General features: G+C 37.2%; 19 protein-coding genes. 2 read left to right on the plus strand and 17 right to left on the minus strand.

Annotation, left to right across the window (positions count from 1 at the left end):
* The first annotated feature begins 248 nt into the window (after positions 1 to 248).
* On the plus strand, positions 249 to 638 hold the full coding sequence (locus A194_RS0108020) for a YhjD family protein (protein WP_017186335.1): 390 nt from the start codon (positions 249 to 251) through the stop codon (positions 636 to 638).
* 28 nt (positions 639 to 666) lie between these two features.
* Here A194_RS0108020 and solA read toward each other — a convergent pair whose 3' ends face one another.
* The 8 genes from solA to A194_RS20255 form a co-directional block, all read right to left on the minus strand.
* Positions 667 to 1,791, minus strand: a complete 1,125-nt coding sequence (gene solA / locus A194_RS0108025; RefSeq protein WP_017186336.1) for an N-methyl-L-tryptophan oxidase — start codon at positions 1,789 to 1,791, stop codon at positions 667 to 669.
* A 78-nt stretch (positions 1,792 to 1,869) separates the two neighbouring features.
* Positions 1,870 to 2,349 carry a competence protein ComK gene (locus tag A194_RS0108030; RefSeq protein ID WP_017186337.1) on the minus strand — a complete coding sequence of 160 codons (480 nt, stop codon included), beginning with the start codon at positions 2,347 to 2,349 and terminating at the stop codon, positions 1,870 to 1,872.
* 290 nt (positions 2,350 to 2,639) lie between these two features.
* Positions 2,640 to 3,437, minus strand: a complete 798-nt coding sequence (locus A194_RS0108035; RefSeq protein WP_017186338.1) for an ABC transporter ATP-binding protein — start codon at positions 3,435 to 3,437, stop codon at positions 2,640 to 2,642.
* Positions 3,438 to 3,449: 12 nt separating this feature from the next.
* Positions 3,450 to 4,424 (minus strand): ABC transporter permease, encoded by a 975-nt coding sequence (locus A194_RS17860; RefSeq protein ID WP_017186339.1) that lies wholly within the window; start codon positions 4,422 to 4,424, stop codon positions 3,450 to 3,452.
* Between the two features lie 3 nt (positions 4,425 to 4,427).
* Positions 4,428 to 5,459: an ABC transporter substrate-binding protein gene (locus A194_RS0108045; RefSeq protein ID WP_017186340.1), complete on the minus strand. Its 1,032-nt coding sequence runs from the start codon at positions 5,457 to 5,459 to the stop codon at positions 4,428 to 4,430.
* Between the two features lie 159 nt (positions 5,460 to 5,618).
* The gene (locus A194_RS0108050) at positions 5,619 to 7,160 is read right to left on the minus strand and encodes a fatty acid--CoA ligase family protein (RefSeq protein ID WP_017186341.1); all 1,542 of its coding nucleotides are present in this window, start codon (positions 7,158 to 7,160) and stop codon (positions 5,619 to 5,621) included.
* Between the two features lie 118 nt (positions 7,161 to 7,278).
* Complete coding sequence (locus A194_RS0108055; protein WP_017186342.1) at positions 7,279 to 7,470, minus strand: YwbE family protein; 192 nt, start codon at positions 7,468 to 7,470, stop codon at positions 7,279 to 7,281.
* Between the two features lie 18 nt (positions 7,471 to 7,488).
* The gene (locus A194_RS20255; protein WP_157783039.1) at positions 7,489 to 7,674 is read right to left on the minus strand and encodes a hypothetical protein; all 186 of its coding nucleotides are present in this window, start codon (positions 7,672 to 7,674) and stop codon (positions 7,489 to 7,491) included.
* Between the two features lie 181 nt (positions 7,675 to 7,855).
* On the opposite strand from A194_RS20255, the gene A194_RS0108065 reads away from it, so the two are divergent.
* The gene (locus A194_RS0108065; RefSeq protein WP_017186344.1) at positions 7,856 to 8,554 is read left to right on the plus strand and encodes a cupin domain-containing protein; all 699 of its coding nucleotides are present in this window, start codon (positions 7,856 to 7,858) and stop codon (positions 8,552 to 8,554) included.
* A 303-nt stretch (positions 8,555 to 8,857) separates the two neighbouring features.
* Here the strand turns inward: A194_RS0108065 and A194_RS0108070 are convergent, their stop codons facing one another.
* The 9 genes from A194_RS0108070 to A194_RS0108110 all read right to left on the minus strand — a co-directional run bounded on the left by A194_RS0108070 (position 8,858) and on the right by A194_RS0108110 (position 15,599).
* Positions 8,858 to 9,673: a DUF1835 domain-containing protein gene (locus A194_RS0108070; RefSeq protein WP_017186345.1), complete on the minus strand. Its 816-nt coding sequence runs from the start codon at positions 9,671 to 9,673 to the stop codon at positions 8,858 to 8,860.
* 129 nt (positions 9,674 to 9,802) lie between these two features.
* On the minus strand, positions 9,803 to 10,366 hold the full coding sequence (locus A194_RS0108075) for an NUDIX hydrolase (protein WP_017186346.1): 564 nt from the start codon (positions 10,364 to 10,366) through the stop codon (positions 9,803 to 9,805).
* A gap of 27 nt (positions 10,367 to 10,393) precedes the next feature.
* A complete protein-coding gene (locus A194_RS0108080) occupies positions 10,394 to 11,227 on the minus strand; it encodes an alpha/beta fold hydrolase (protein WP_017186347.1) in 834 nt (277 codons plus the stop codon).
* A gap of 62 nt (positions 11,228 to 11,289) precedes the next feature.
* Positions 11,290 to 11,826: a GNAT family N-acetyltransferase gene (locus A194_RS0108085; RefSeq protein WP_017186348.1), complete on the minus strand. Its 537-nt coding sequence runs from the start codon at positions 11,824 to 11,826 to the stop codon at positions 11,290 to 11,292.
* Between the two features lie 82 nt (positions 11,827 to 11,908).
* Positions 11,909 to 12,133, minus strand: a complete 225-nt coding sequence (locus A194_RS0108090) for a hypothetical protein (protein WP_017186349.1) — start codon at positions 12,131 to 12,133, stop codon at positions 11,909 to 11,911.
* A gap of 221 nt (positions 12,134 to 12,354) precedes the next feature.
* Positions 12,355 to 13,614 carry an MFS transporter gene (locus tag A194_RS0108095; RefSeq protein ID WP_017186350.1) on the minus strand — a complete coding sequence of 420 codons (1,260 nt, stop codon included), beginning with the start codon at positions 13,612 to 13,614 and terminating at the stop codon, positions 12,355 to 12,357.
* A gap of 2 nt (positions 13,615 to 13,616) precedes the next feature.
* Positions 13,617 to 14,099 carry an ArsR/SmtB family transcription factor gene (locus A194_RS0108100; RefSeq protein ID WP_017186351.1) on the minus strand — a complete coding sequence of 161 codons (483 nt, stop codon included), beginning with the start codon at positions 14,097 to 14,099 and terminating at the stop codon, positions 13,617 to 13,619.
* 384 nt (positions 14,100 to 14,483) lie between these two features.
* The gene (locus tag A194_RS0108105) at positions 14,484 to 14,996 is read right to left on the minus strand and encodes a GNAT family N-acetyltransferase (RefSeq protein ID WP_017186352.1); all 513 of its coding nucleotides are present in this window, start codon (positions 14,994 to 14,996) and stop codon (positions 14,484 to 14,486) included.
* A 63-nt stretch (positions 14,997 to 15,059) separates the two neighbouring features.
* Entirely contained in the window at positions 15,060 to 15,599 is a 540-nt protein-coding gene (locus A194_RS0108110; protein WP_017186353.1) for a DUF1572 domain-containing protein, read from the minus strand.
* Positions 15,600 to 15,845: the final 246 nt, after the last annotated feature.

Genomic DNA, 15,845 nt, shown 5'->3' on the forward strand with positions numbered 1-15,845 from the left:
ATAATTGAATGATGAAATCACCTATAACTGAATCTGATATAAGGTCATGTAGCTCTTCTAAATTGGATTCTTCATTCATGGTCTCTTTCTCCCATCCTGTGTCTCTTACTCCATTTTATAAAAAAATAAGCCTTTTGCCTACTTTTTTACAATGACACATCGTTCACGAATTAGTGTTTGATATTTTTTCGTTTTTATCATACAATAATAGAACAGATGTTCGATTAACATATGACGGAGGGATCATCATGCCTTACTTAAGTGAAGAAGAAGGACAAACGGCATCACGATTTTTATTCTTATCCATGGCGATCGTCGTCTTAGAACAAGATATTAAAACGGTCGAAAACGGATCCTTTAAAATAAAAGAACCATACTTAGAACTACTACGTCGCATGATTCACCAAGCAAGAACCGAACGACGCGGCCTTCGCAAAACGATGGATCAAAAGAAAATGGACGTCGTCTTCATTCAGAAAAACGACACTTTCTCAACGTACCTATTTCTAGCTCGCGGTTATGAAGAAGAACGACGCTACTTCAACCCAGCTATTCGGAAAAAAGTCGAGCACATTTTAAATGAACTCATGTATGACATCACGACCGAAACGACGAAGCCAGCACCGGATTTTGCATAGCAAAAGGCAACGGACAAATGCCGTTGCCTTAATTAAACCGACTTAAACGAAATGGTTCGATATTAAATGGTGTACGACCATGCAATGTTAATTGCGTCAAAATCTCCCCAACGACACTACTAAATTTAAAGCCATGCCCTGAAAAACCACACGCGACATAGATGTTCATATAATCAGGAAGCTCATCTATTATAAAATGGCCATCAGGTGTATTCGTATAAGTACACACTTTACCTTCATCATGAGACATTGGCTCTTTAAAGATGCGTTTAACTTGGCTTGTGACATCTTCTAGATCATCTTCATAATGACCAAAAGGCGCTAACGTCATCGGGTCTTCTAACGCGTGACCACTGTCATGTCGACCTAGTTTTACCCCTTGATTTTCAATGCTCGGAAAACCGTAAAACGTCTGACCATCAACATCATAAGCCCAACCTGGGAAATGGTCACGATGATAAAATTCCTCATCAGCTTGAAACCACGAAAATGTTTTACGCGTAGGATTTAAAGGCAGTTGCTCATTTAAGTGCGCCAACACTTGATTCGTCCCTTTACCTGCTGAAATGATGAGCTTTTTAGCTTGGATCGTTTCATTGGATAACGTAATCGTCACTTCATCGTCTCGGGTCTCAAGCTTTTGAATTTGTTCATTAAATTTAAACTGAGCCCCAGCATCAAAAGCTAAATGACGATACGCCTGAATACAACGTTCACTCATTAACACACCAGAATCAGGTTCATAACAGCCCATTAAGTGATTATCAAGCTGAAAACCTTCCCAACGCTCATTGACTTCATCAGCTGTTAACGTCTCTAAATTAAGCCCATGCGTCTTAGCACTTTCAATCACATTTTTAACGAAATCAGACTGCTTGTCCCCGATATTTAACACACCCGTTGGATCAAACAACTTCTCATCAACTTGTCGGTCAAGCTCATGCCACAACTCCTGCGCCCGAAGCGCCATCGGGACATAGCTTTTCCCCTCACCATAAGCATGGCGAATTAACCGCGTCTCCCCATGATGAGACCCTTCGCTATGAGGCGGATCAAACGCATCAATTAACACGACCCGCTCATTTTCCTTTGCTAAATAGAAACCTGCAGCCATCCCCATCGACCCTGCGCCAATAATCGCCACATCATACATCTATATACACCTACTTCTTAACGATTTTCAGAGAATTAGATGTATTTTAGCAATTAGGTTAGAGTGTGTCAAAGTTATTTAAAGTTGATAATTCGAGATACGCTCCATCACTAAATGGCGGTACTGCGCTGTACGGTTTAATTGATTCGTTAACGATGTTTGTGAATAATTGACCGTTAAAGTTTTACCACCATGAAAATAAATTCGCGTCATTTTCGGAGCCAGACGCTCAAGTTTTAAAACGTAACTATGAGCGATCCACGCACACTCATTAGAATGTGGCGAAGTCGTTGGCATAAAGAACATGCCAGATGAAGCTTCCACGACAATCGGTGCTTTACGTGATACACCAAAAGCTTTTCGAGTACCATCAAGGCGACCTTTTAAACTACAAGCATAATAATTACAGATATCATCCATTAATTGTTTCGGTGTTAAATAGCTGTAAAATTCATCGTCCGTATCCACAACATACGAACCATATACACCATCCGAAAATTTATGTGGCAATACCGCCATCGTTTTTGCAGAAATACGTCCATTTTCTTTAATCTCCATAAAAATCTCTCCCTTTGATATAATTTTCAAAATTATATTAAAAAATATCTATAAAAAAGTAAAATGAGGTTTTTATGAAAAAATACACGTTTTTGTGTAAAAAAGTATCAAAAAACTGTACAAAGTTGTCATAATTATAGGCAAAAACAAAAAAAGGTGATACCGAAAAAATTTTTTACTATAAAATCGCTATATTAGCTCCAAATAGCTCATAGAATTGCGAAAATAGCTCATAGATAGTGCATTTAAGTAAAAAGAACTCTCCCTGATAAGGAAGAGTTCTAATTAATTTATTTCGACAACAACGCACGATCACTCGCCATTCTCTTACCACGAATGTTTTCGAAGTTTTGGAGGAGGTCTGGGACGGTGAGTTCGTCTTTTTCATCGTCATTAGCTTCGAATATGATTTTGCCTTCGTCCATCATCCAGAGGCGGTTGCCGAAATCGATGGCTTGTTCCATTTGGTGTGTGACCATGACCGTTGTTAAACTGTGCTTTTCGACGAGTTCGCGTGTTAGGCGTAAGATCAGTTCTTGTTTTGACGGGTCGAGTGCGGCTGTATGTTCATCTAACAGTAGAATTTTCGGCTCGGTGAATGTTGCCATTAAAAGTGATAAGGCTTGGCGTTCACCACCTGATAGTAAGCCGACTTTCGTATTCAATCGGTCTTCTAAACCAATCTCTAATGTCGCTAAATGTTCGCGGAATCGCTCGCGAAGTTGTTTTGACACGCCACGGAACAAACTGCGTCTTTTCGTCCGTCCGAGTGAGATCACCATATTCTCTTCAATTGTCATCCCTGGTGCTGTCCCTGACATCGGATCTTGGAAGACACGGCCAATATAAGCAGCGCGCTTTTGTTCAGGAAGTCGTGTGACATCACGACCGTCAATCGAAACTTCGCCTTCATCAGGAATGATCGAGCCAGCTAGTGTATTTAGAAGAGTTGACTTACCAGCACCGTTACTTCCAATAATCGTGACGAAATCACCTGCTTCAAGCTTTTGATTCACATCGACTAGTGCCAGTCGTTCATCTGGTGTATTCGGGTAAAAGGTTTTATGAATTTCATTTAAACTAAGCATCGTCTTCTCCTCCTATCCACTTGCTGCTTTGGCTTTTGACTTTTTATATTGGTTCTTCGCATTCGTCTGACCGAGCCAATGTGGGAATACTAAGGCGACCACGACGATCAATGCTGTAATGAGCTTCATGTCACTCGCTTCTAAGAAATCGATTCGAAGCGCCATTGAGTAAATAATGCGATACACAATCGCTCCTAAAATAACCGCTAACGTCATGCGGACAATCTTGTCTTTACCAAATAGCACTTCACCGATAATCACTGAAGCTAAGCCAATAATGATCATCCCAACACCTAAGTTAATATCCGCAAACCCACTATGCTGGACAACCATCGCACCACTAAAAGCGACTAACATGTTCGAAACACCCATCCCAACGATAATGTACAAACTCGTATTCGCTGAGAAGCTACGAACCATCTTCTGATTATCACCTGTTGCGCGTAAAGTCGTCCCCGCTTCAGTCCGTAAGAAGAAGTCCATTAACTTCTTCACGATGATAATCAGCACTAAGAGTGACATTAACGCGTAAAACGACCTTGGGGCAAAATCGGCAATCCCTAACCAATGAAACGGCGCCATGAAGATCGCCTCTAAGTTCAACGCTTCCCACCAGCCGCTAAGCGTCGTAAACAACGTATGTTCATTTAATAACGGAATGTTCGGCTGCCCCATAATACGAAGATTAATCGAATATAAGGCGATCATCATGAGAATACCCGCTAGAAGTGGATTAATATTCCCTTTCGTATGCAGTAAGCCAGTAATACACCCTGCGAAAAATCCAGCAATCGCCCCTGCAATCGTTGCAGTAAACGGGTCGGTGCCATTCACAATCATCACTGATGTGACTGCACCACCTGTTACAAAGCTTCCATCAACCGTTAAGTCGGGGAAATCTAGCAATCTAAAGGAAATATACACCCCTAGTGCCATAATCGCATAGATTAAACCTGATTCAATTGCGCCGTATATTGATGTGATCATGCCTTACTCACCTTCTTCTTCAGTCGTGACAATCTCCGCTCGTTCTGTTAACTCATCTGTTAGCTCAACGCCCATCTTTTCAGCGGCATCTTCGTTAATTTGTAAAAATAGATTTTGAGGATATGATGCTGGAATGTCTCCAGGACTCACACCATCTTGTAAAACTTGAGCTGCTTTTTCCCCTGCTTCATAACCAATATCAAAGTAATCAAAACCGTAACCAGCAAAACCACCACGTTCCACTGAATCAAGTTCACTTACGAAGACTGGCATATCTTCATTTTGACCAACCGATAAAACAGACTCTAATGCACTAACGACCGTATTATCTGTAATAATTAAAAACACATCAGCTTGTCCGATTAGTGATTCAGCTGCTTGCATCACTTCTGATGAAGCTGAAACAGTCGATTCATGCGTCTCTAAACCATTTTCATCTGCCACTTCATTGACTAACTCGATTTGTCTAACCGAGTTTTGTTCACCTGAGTTATAAACAAGACCGATTGATTCATAGCCTAAATCTTCTACTAATTCGACCGCTTGTGGAACAGCATCGGGATGCATATCTGCTGTACCTGTTACATTACCACCTGTGTCTTCCATCGAATCGACTAACCCTGCACCAACGGGATCTGTTACTGACGTAAAGACGATTGGAATATCTTGCGTTTCATTTAATGCAGACTGTGTGCTTGGTGTTGAATTACCGAAAATTAAATCGACATCATCACTAACGAACTTCTCTGCAATAAGCTGTGCGTTTTGATTATCGCCTTGCGCAAGTGACACATCGTAAAATACTTCTAATCCAGCATCCGCTAATGCTTCTTGGAATCCTTCTGTTGCTCGATCAAGTGATGGGTGCTCCACAATTTGTGATACACCAACAACAAAGTCGGCTTCATCGCGTGTTAACTCGTTGTCGGCTTGATTGTCTTCAGGATCAACATCTGCTTCTTCCCCACCATCACCACACGCAACTAAAATAACCATGAACCCTACAACCATTAATAACAACATTCGTTTTATCATTTTTACCTCTCCCCTTTTTCGCTTACATACTTTTATGTAATAAAGAATTTCTGAATATTGTTCTCAATTATAGGGAATGCCAAAAGTAAAATCAACCCTAAAAATAAAAAAAGATTCCTTAGCCATTTCGCTAAGGAACCTTTGTAAACGCTTACTATACTACTGTGTTGCGACTTGTTCTTTTAAGCTTCTTCTTAAAATTTTTCCAGTCGTATTTTTCGGTAGTTCATCTAGGAAGTTGATTTCTTTCGGTTGTTTATATTTTGCTAATTTGTCTTGTGAAAGCTTACGAAGATCTTCTTCTGTTAAGTCTTCATTGTTTGACACGACAAACGCGACGACCGCTTCACCTAAGTTCTCATCTGGTACACCAATAACAGCGACTTCAGTAATGTTCTGATGACTATATAATACTTCTTCTACTTCACGTGGATACACGTTGTAACCGCCGACTAAAATTAAATCTTTCTTACGGTCAACGATGTAGAAATAGCCTTCATCATCTTGTTTCGCCATATCACCTGTATATAACCAATCATCTTTAATCGATGCTTGCGTTTCTTCAGGCATTTTGTAGTAACCTTTCATGACGTTCGGTCCGCGTACGGCTAGTTCACCAACTTCACCTTTTGGCACTTCTTCACCAAGCTCGTTAACAACTTTATTTTCAACGTTAATAATGCTTGTGCCAATTGATCCTGCTTTACGCGGACGATCAAGTGGATTAAAGCACGTAACAGGTGATGCTTCTGATAGGCCATAACCCTCAGAAATTTGAACATCAAAGTGCTGCTCGAATTTTTCTAATAAGGCAACAGGCATTGATGCTCCACCTGAAATACAGAGACGAATGTTTGAGAAATCTTTTTCTTCTTCATTTGGATACTGAAGTAAGTAGTTATACATTGTCGGTACACCTGCAAACACAGTCGCTTGGTGCTCACGTGCAATATTAAATACCGCATCTGGTGAGAACTTCGGCACGATTAAGATCGTTGAGCCATTCACAAGTGGCGCATTTAACGCAACGGTTAAACAGAACACGTGGAACATCGGTAAAGCCGCAATAACACGATCGTTTTCACCGATCTGTAAGTATTCTGCTGTATCACGTGCATTAGAATATAAGTTTTGATGCGTTAACATCGCACCTTTTGGCTTGCCTGTTGTGCCTGACGTGTACAAAATGACAGCGGTATCATCATCGTTTAAAGTTGGACGGTCAAACTCTAAGCTCCCGGATTGGACAAGCTTAGTAAATGAGTATGTCTTCTCTTCTAATGGCGATGTGCGACCTTGTAATTGTGGGTCTGTTTCACCAACAATATAATGCTCGACATTCGGAATTAATGACGTCATTTGTTCGAACTTCTCCATTAAAACATCTAACGTAATAACTCCTTTTACATCACCGTTATTAATGATATAAGCAATTTCATCTGCCGTATAAATTGGGTTAATTGGAATAACTGTTAAACCTAAACGCATCGCACCGTATAGACCAATGACAAAATGTGGCGTATTACCAACCACCAAGGCAATATGATCACCTTTTTCATAGCCTAATGATTCAAGGCTAGATGCGAACTTCGTCACGGATCCTTCTAACGTCTTGTAATCCGTCCCTTCCCCATTAAACACATAAGCCGGCTTCGTTAAATGTTGCTTTGCCGTTAAAGACAACTGATCACTTAAATTCATCTGTCAACCTCCCTTTATATGTAAGCCTTTACAAGTAAAAATTGAATGAATAATCATTCAATTTAAATTAATTATAAATTATTTAACCAGCTTGGGCAAGTTACAAAAAGCTTACATACTAGACGGTTCGCTTCACTCTTCCCACTTCGCCACTTTCTAAACGGACTTTAATGCCGTGAGGATGGTTGGCAGATTTCGTTAAAATATCTTTTACGACTCCTCGCGTTAGTTTACCTGTTCGTTGATCTTGTTTTTGAACGACTTCAACTTCCATTCCTACTTCTATATTACTTCTTTGTTGTCCTGACATCATGCACTTCCTTTTCTATTAGTTATATTCAAAACCATCTAAAATTGGGCTCATTAGGCGGTTCAACACCTCTAACCCTTCTTCACGATCGGATGCTGGAGCTGATATGACATGGCCATCATCACTTGTCCAAGATCCGATCTCTGCTGTACTATGTATATCTTCCCTCAACATTTGATCGTGATAACCAAAAGATGCCCCCAAACACTACCAAGCTTACGGTTAACCATTAATTTTTCCGTTTCAAAAGTCCCCCCCCTTTTTTGTTTAAACTTTACAGCACTTTTTCATGAAAGGCAACGGCCTATTCTTCCAACAAACAATCCCTAAGCCTAAGACAACTGCATACGTTAAAAAGGAGTGATAATTGGAAAGGAGATTAATTATGTATTACAACCCTTACGACATGCATCAACGTTGGAATCACGTAAAAAAAGGATGGGATCAACAACAAGAGTGGGACCAACATCATGAATGGGACCAACATTGGATTAATGTTCACTGGAACAATGACTGGAATAACAATAACTGGAACAATAATGGCTACTACGATAACAATAATAATAACTGGAACCATAACAATAACTACTATAATAACAATAATAACTGGGACCAAAACAACGGATGGGATACTTATGGCCCGACATGGCACCAGCACCACCCTGGCCACCATCATTCGCAAGACAAAGGCCCCAATCCATATGTTGTCAACATTGAAAGAGCAACTATGATGAACGACAACTACCGCACCTCACTATGGACGGGTGAATATTTGCAGTTAACACTTATGAGTATTGAACCTGGAGATGATATCGGCTTAGAGATCCACCATGATCACGATCAGTTCATCCGTGTTGAAGGAGGTCATGGCTTAGTCCAAATGGGAGACCATCGCGATCGTCTAGACTTCCAACGTCAAGTATCAGACAATGATGCGATCTTCATCCCTGCTGGAAAATGGCATAATTTAATTAACACTGGGCGTAGACCTCTTAAGCTTTACTCTATTTACGCACCACCAGAACACCCACGTGGCACTGTTCATAGAACTAAAGAAGAAGCTATGGGACATAAACATCATTAGGAAAAAAGCATCGAATTATATGGCAATTCGATGCTTTTTTTTATTTCGGTAATTCCAAAAAGAAATCTAATCCTCTCTTTAACTCTCACTATACATTGCAATGGAAAAATTAGGGTAGCAAAATATAACTAACACTCATTTCTTTGGCTCTGTTAAAGTTCAATGTTGATATTTAGAGAAAGAAACGAAACTCCCATAAAACTAGAAGTTCCGTTTGGTTTTATTGTCTTCTACAATTAACGTACCCGTTAGCACAACAAGTGACTATCCTTACACAAAGGTCTTTTCAGATCTTAAAGTAAATTAATGCAAAACTTTTATTTTATATTTACGCATTGCTCGAAGATTTCCTTCATATGCTAATTGATTAGAATGAATGAGAGACCGTACTCGATATTCGATCCAAGTATCAGACAATAATTGCTCTGAATGACCTAGTACTTCACCAATAACTCTTGTTGCATTTATAAATTCTTGATTTCCCCTTTCATTATGTATCCTATCGGCACAATCCAATATAAACGCATCGTCTCTTGTTTCTACGTCCTCAACTATTTCTCCATTCTGCCAAGTACGAACAATACTTTTACTATTTAGCAACCTTTCTCCATCTCGTACATAATCATTTTTCATCTTTTCTGGAATTGGATAAGTCGAATGCTCATAAAAATGAGCGAGTTGCTCAGCATTACAATCCGCAGTTTGACGAATATCAATTTTGACATCCATGTGCTTAGTGTAATCATTGATGGCATGAAATGTATTTACATAACTTAAATCAACTTCCTTACCTATTAACAAGTAGCAGCTGATTCTAAGTCCAATTTGCTCTGGTGTATTTTCACAAGTCCAAATCGTTATTTGCTCACCATCCTCTATTTCTAACAACTTTTGTAACGAATGGTGAAAAGTAATTTGGTCAGCTTTCAAGTATCTCCGCATCGTGCGGAATGAAGAGTTCAACCAAGAAAAATAATCATGAATTCCATTTTCTTTATGAATGTTTGTAATTGGTCCAATAGAAAAATCAATAGGAAATCCAATAACTTGATGATTTTTCCTACGTAGAGCATGTTTTAAACTGGCTGTTGCAGCAGCACCAAATATTAGATGAATCAAACAAACTGCCTCCTTTAATATGCTTTCATTTCTTTCAAAAATGCATCAGTTGGCTTAAGTACAAAAATTCACAAAAGCAATTAATTTCTTTTTAAATATATATTAGCTGTATAACCATTCGCTATCGGTTTACTTAAATTCATAGTTTTCGTTCTCCAAATAATTCTTTGCCATAAAATAAGCGTTAGCAGTAAAAAGTTGCGTTTTAATACGCTGACTTCTAATTAAATCTTCCATTTCATCAAAATCAAATACGTGCACGGTTATATCTTCATTTTCATCTAAATTCTGATCAAATGTTTTAACAGCATCAGTTATAAGGTAAGTGATGACTTTATTCGTTTGAGTTGCAGGGTTAACCATAAACTCGCCTAATTTGATAGGAAGTGTTTCTGTCGTAAAACCCGTCTCCTCCTCTATTTCTCTTAAGATTCCTTGTTCATTCGTTTCCCCTTGTTCCTTTTTCCCCGCAGGAATCTCTAAGAAAAAGTCATCACCAGCATATCGATACTGCTCAACAAGTACAATATCACGCTCTTTAGTTAAAACAACTGCATTGACCCAATCTGAATATTCATTCACATAATAGCTGTCTATTACATTGTTATTCGGCAAAAGGCATTTATCTTTTCTTAAATTTCCAAAAGGTGTCTTGTACACATACTCTGATTTCAAGGTTTCCCATTTTTTCATATTAACCAACCACTCTCTCGATCCGTTTTATAGTGTACGCCTTACAAAATTTAAAAACTCACTTTCCTCTTCTGAAAAAGGATTGTGATTACTTCGATCAAAAATCGTCAATGAAGCATTAGGAATTAACTCTGCAATCTCGACTCCGAATTTCATTGGGCATTGCGCATCGTATTTTCCAGAATAAATAAAGCTAGGTGTTGTAACGTTTTTTAGCTCTTTTCTTATGTCATATTGAGGATATTCTACCTTCCTAAAATAATCGAGTCGCTCGCCAACAGCCTTACCACTATTAGGCTTTTTTAGCGACTCTTTCAGCTTATCCTCTGAGTAATAAGACATTAGCGCCCACTCATAGCCTAGTTTTCTTCGAATTTCCACAGGCGTTGTTGGATCATTTAATTGATCCATGATTTCGACGATTCGGGTAAAATTAGGGTTATACTTGCAATAAATACTGTTTGGATCTGATCCGTATTCATAACTTGCAGCTGCTCCACCCGCAACAATTTTAATTAAAGACTCTGGTCTTAAAATGGCATACTTCAAAGCAAGCATCCCACCTGCCGAATGACCTGCAAAAGCCCATTTGTCATACCCAAGAGCTTCTCTAATTGCATCTAAATCATAAATCGATTCATCCATACAATATTCATCATCATGTTCAGCCTTAACTGAGTTACCAGCACCTTTTAAATTAATTAAGTACACCCGGTAATATTCAGTAAATGGATTGGCAAATGTATTACCTTTTTCATTAAATGCACTATAATGGTGAGTGACAGCAAGCGGCTCTCCCTCTCCCTTTTCAAATATCTCAAAAGCGCCTCTGTTCGTTTCAATTAATCTTTTAGTCCACATGAAAGATCCCCTTTTTCACTTTATAAGCCAATGTATTTTATTACTATAAAAGCTGTACCCCTTTAAAAGGGCTGATTGTTTAGATTAATAGGTGTCCTCTCGCCATTCTCCCAATCTTCTCTTATAATGCCATAAACCACTGTATCATCTATCGTACGATTATCATTTTCCCATGACCTCCTTAAGTAGCCTTCCTTTTGAAAGTTACAGTTGTAAAGCACTTTCCGCATGGCATAGTTATCACACCTTGTATAGGATTCAATTCGAATTTTACTCTTAGAACTTGAGAAAATATGATTAAGGATCCAACTGACACATTGTTCACCATACCCTTTTCCTCGTGCTTTGTTGGCTAACCTTACATCATACAATAACGGAATCGTATCGGAGTAATCACCAATAATGACTAAACCTACCTTCTCTCCATGTTTCTCAACCCAATATGTTTCTCGATCATCGGAAAACCAACCCGATTTAAAGCGTTCTGTAATATCTTCTACGGTCGGGGATGGGTCAGAGTGAAAGTTCCATGTATTCTGAGTATATAATTCTATTAATTCTTTTAGTTCACCGTTTAATAGTTTAAACCTTAAAGTCATTTATATTTCCTTCTTTCATCTCTATTTAATAGATCTACTAAATCCTTATTCTTCCTAACCTATCCCCCTATACATAATGGAATTACTCTTCTTCATCTTTAACCCATTTCCTATAGGTGCTAAATAGAAAGTAAGACCCTAAAACAATTATTAAAATGGATATTACAATATTAAATGGTTGGGGGAATGGCTCAACTATGAGGAAAAACATGATCACTGGGCCAAGCAAAGGAGTTGTTAAAGCATTCCTTATAAACTTTCTTTTATTAGATAATTTCCAATATACATCATCATTAAAAGTAGACATGAATTCTCCCCCTTAAAAAGTACATTGAACTCTTATACCTTATCGTGTAACTATCATTTAGTTGATTGGCATAGATTACATGTTTGCGTTTCATTAAATATATACCAAGTTAACTTTAACATAATATTCCAATGAATAATATAAAAAATAAAAGACCACCAAAATAGTGATCTTCCAGTTAATCTTATTCAAACGTTATTGAAAGAACAACATAAATCCAACTAAATCGCCTTACGATTACTAAACAGTTTCACGCTATCAATATCAGGTAGCTTACGTAAAACAGAACTACTAAACCAATAAGTGCTGAAGATAATCATTGAAATACCACAGATCATAACAGGAATTTCTGGTGCAAAGGTTTCGCCTAAAACACCACCAATTAGAGAGCCTAAGGGCATTCCTAAAGCTGCTGCACTAGTTATCAAAGTAATTACTCTTCCTATATACGCTGTCTCTACCTGTTTCTGTATAGATGAAAAGACAAGAATGTTTATAATCCCAATAGATATTGCACCTGTACAGAATAAAATCATAGATGCAACTAATGGTAAAATTGAAGTACCTATCCACATGATACCTGTACCAAAAAATGTTATGATAATTAGTTTTCCAAAGTTAAAATGTTTAAGTTTGGGAGAGACAATAGTACCTATCAATATTCCTAGTGACATGGAAGCTAAGTAAAAGCCATACACAGCTTCTATACCATTACCCTTTAAAAGGGAAAATGCAGGTAAATTTGTTGTCATGATTACCATAGAAATATTAATAAAAACTAAAGAGAAAAGCATTTTTGGAACTAACGAATTTCTAATATAATTTAAACCTTCTTTAAGATCTACGAAATAAAAATTAACGGCAGATCCAATAGACTGAGATTTCCCCCTAGAAATATCTGGTTGTTGGAAATTGAAAAATGCATACAAAATGGTTACTAATACCAGACAAACAGCAGTAATTGATATAGCCGGAATCGTACCAATAAGTGTAATGATAATACCTGCTCCAGCAATAAAAGCAATGTCCATAGATTCGCGTATTGTTTGTAAATAGGAGTTCGCTTCAACCACATTATCCTTACCAACAATTATTGGTAGTATGGTTGATTCAATAGGATACGTATACTGTGTAAATAAAGCGGTAATAAATAGCAAAATAATGACATACCAAATATTTAATCCAATCGTGTAGTTTAATAACGGTATTGTGAATAAAATGATCGCTTTTATAAGATTGCTATAAACCAAACCATTTTTATATTTAGCATAGTTTGCTAATGGAGCGATTAAAAACGACAGCGTACTCGCTAAGGATATTGCAAATAGTGCAAACCCAGAATAGAGAACACTTCCACTCAGGTTTAAAACGAGCAACATCCCCGCAACTAAGTAAATACCACTACCTAATCCATTGATAAAAACACCTGACATTAATATTAAGAAGTTTCTTTCAAACATAAATGGCCTTGTTTTTTCCACAATTACTCCTCCTCATTAGATTCTTTTATAAGAAATTCTATAGAGTATGGCAATTGTTCCTCATTATCTTTTTCTTTATAAGATAAATGGCCATATTTATAGAAAAGGTCCTCTAACTCTTTACTTAACTGAGCCAATAGATTTTTTGACAAATAAATATTTGCCGTTCCACCATCAACGTGCCCTGGTGGCGATACTTCCTCAGGATTTTTAAACTTGTTCGCCTTAGCTCTGTAATATTTTTCAACAATTCCTTTTTCCGTATTAACATTTTCAACTTCTAAAATATCGTGCTTTAAGAGCTGTTGGATATGATAATAAACAGTCCCGGGGTTTTTCCCCACTAAATCAGCGACTTGTTTAGGTGTCATAGATTGTTCGTAAAGCAAAGCTACCACTCTTGAGCGCAAAGGATTAGATAACACTTTTTGTTGTTCCCAATTAACTTCCATAACATCACGATTGTTCCTATTTCTCTGGTCCATAATTATCACCTTTCGTTGGTTGATTTGGATTTATAAATCAATTTGTAAATCCAAATTGGTTGTTTGTAAATATCATACAATTTGTAAATCCAAATGTCAACAGAATTTGTCTGACTTTTCTTGAAAGTAAATTTGTTAGAGCTTTTTATTTGCAAAAATAATCCAGTTCAATAAGAGCTGAGTTATATCTTAAGGATTACAAAACTCCATCTCTTGAAAAAGTTCATATTCAAAGGAAGAGTTACGTATACACTTTAAAGGTATACTAAACAACAAAGATCAAATACTAAAAATATATGTTTCTTCGGCGCTTCTGCATATAAAAAAACGACCAACTTTGTTGATCGTCCCTGTTAAAGTTCTACTACCCTTATTGTAGGTTTCTTATCCTATTATTGTTGCTGTATTAAACTCTTGAATGTACTTCCCATCTTCAAAACGTTCTGTGAATCTATCATTAGTAATTTCTTTAATCAGCCCCTGCCAAAAAGCATGAGCAGACTCATTATTTTTTATTTGAGTAATCTTCCAATCACCAGGAAACATTGTAAATAATTCTTTAGCAATTTTCTTGCCGTAGCCATTACTCCTATGTTTTACCATAATAAAAAACTCTTTAATTGTGTTTGGGTTTGATGCTGTTGCACTTTCCACAAGTGCAAATCCAATCAACTCATCATCTACCTTAATGAAATACGCATGGAAGTTATCACGATCCCAATACTTTTCCAAGCTAAATGGCTTGTATGCCCCATCATGTTCCAATCTAATTTCTGGAATGTATCTGCTAAATTCATATATGTAAAATTGTATAATATTACGCAGTACATTTTCTTCCTTTTCCTGTACCTTTTGTAAATATACCATTTCCTCTTTCCCTTCACATTTAGTGATCACTCCACTTGCCTGCCTAAAAATCTCCTTACTAAACTTCTGACTATTTAGTTAAACTACCTTTAGCTATTTATCTTTATGTTTATCAAGCATTTCCTTTAAATATTCTTCAGATTTGCCTTTCGGGATACTAAGACTCTTCCAGTTATCCCCTTTTAATTGTTTGCCAATATATACAATTTGCCCGACATGATATGCGTAATGTGCCATTTGCCTTTCGATAGCCTCTAACACTAAATGCTCTTCACCACGAATGTAGATACTTTTTAATAGATCTTGTTCATTTAAATCAGTTAGTGTATCGATTAAAACTTTCCATCCCTTTTCCCATTCAATAACTAACTCTGATTTCGCAGTTATGTCATTTATAAATTCTTCATCACGATTTCTATATTCCTTTTCACCATCAGAAGTTAAAAAGTCAGTCCATCTAGAAACCATATTCCCACTTAAATGCTTTACTATTGTTGCAACACTGTTGGACTCATTATTATAAGTCCAATGTATTTCATCCTCTGATAATTGATTTATTGTTTGATCTCCAAGACCTTTTACACTATTAAACCTTTCAATTACAATTCTCAGATACTCTTTTTCAATCCCCATTTACATCTCTCCTAATTGAATATCATAAAACCCAACTTGTGCTCATATGTAATTGGTGTCAACGAACAAACTCATTGGTTACCAGTCATAAAGGTGAAAATCTCGGAAACAAGAACATTAAACATTACGAAACTTTGTCTTAAGTATATTCTTTGCTTTATGAGTATTTAAAGAAGTGTCTAGTGGTAAAAATGGTTGGTCAATAGGATTTATTTCGTTTGGTTGTATAAGACTTTCATCATATCC

Source organism: Alkalibacillus haloalkaliphilus C5, assembly GCF_000269905.1.
Lineage (GTDB): Bacteria > Bacillota > Bacilli > Bacillales > Alkalibacillaceae > Alkalibacillus > Alkalibacillus haloalkaliphilus_A.

Bases quoted from the DNA above. Each gene is read 5' to 3' on its own strand.
- A194_RS0108020 (WP_017186335.1), top strand. From the start codon at position 249: ATGCCTTACTTAAGTGAAGAAGAAGGACAAACGGCATCACGATTTTTA.
- solA (WP_017186336.1), bottom strand. From the start codon at position 1,791: ATGTATGATGTGGCGATTATTGGCGCAGGGTCGATGGGGATGGCTGCA.
- A194_RS0108030 (WP_017186337.1), bottom strand. From the start codon at position 2,349: ATGGAGATTAAAGAAAATGGACGTATTTCTGCAAAAACGATGGCGGTA.
- A194_RS0108035 (WP_017186338.1), bottom strand. From the start codon at position 3,437: ATGCTTAGTTTAAATGAAATTCATAAAACCTTTTACCCGAATACACCA.
- A194_RS17860 (WP_017186339.1), bottom strand. From the start codon at position 4,424: ATGATCACATCAATATACGGCGCAATTGAATCAGGTTTAATCTATGCG.
- A194_RS0108045 (WP_017186340.1), bottom strand. From the start codon at position 5,459: ATGATAAAACGAATGTTGTTATTAATGGTTGTAGGGTTCATGGTTATT.
- A194_RS0108050 (WP_017186341.1), bottom strand. From the start codon at position 7,160: ATGAATTTAAGTGATCAGTTGTCTTTAACGGCAAAGCAACATTTAACG.
- A194_RS0108055 (WP_017186342.1), bottom strand. From the start codon at position 7,470: ATGTCAGGACAACAAAGAAGTAATATAGAAGTAGGAATGGAAGTTGAA.
- A194_RS0108065 (WP_017186344.1), top strand. From the start codon at position 7,856: ATGTATTACAACCCTTACGACATGCATCAACGTTGGAATCACGTAAAA.
- A194_RS0108075 (WP_017186346.1), bottom strand. From the start codon at position 10,366: ATGAAAAAATGGGAAACCTTGAAATCAGAGTATGTGTACAAGACACCT.
- A194_RS0108080 (WP_017186347.1), bottom strand. From the start codon at position 11,227: ATGTGGACTAAAAGATTAATTGAAACGAACAGAGGCGCTTTTGAGATA.
- A194_RS0108085 (WP_017186348.1), bottom strand. From the start codon at position 11,826: ATGACTTTAAGGTTTAAACTATTAAACGGTGAACTAAAAGAATTAATA.
- A194_RS0108090 (WP_017186349.1), bottom strand. From the start codon at position 12,133: ATGTCTACTTTTAATGATGATGTATATTGGAAATTATCTAATAAAAGA.
- A194_RS0108100 (WP_017186351.1), bottom strand. From the start codon at position 14,099: ATGGACCAGAGAAATAGGAACAATCGTGATGTTATGGAAGTTAATTGG.
- A194_RS0108110 (WP_017186353.1), bottom strand. From the start codon at position 15,599: ATGGGGATTGAAAAAGAGTATCTGAGAATTGTAATTGAAAGGTTTAAT.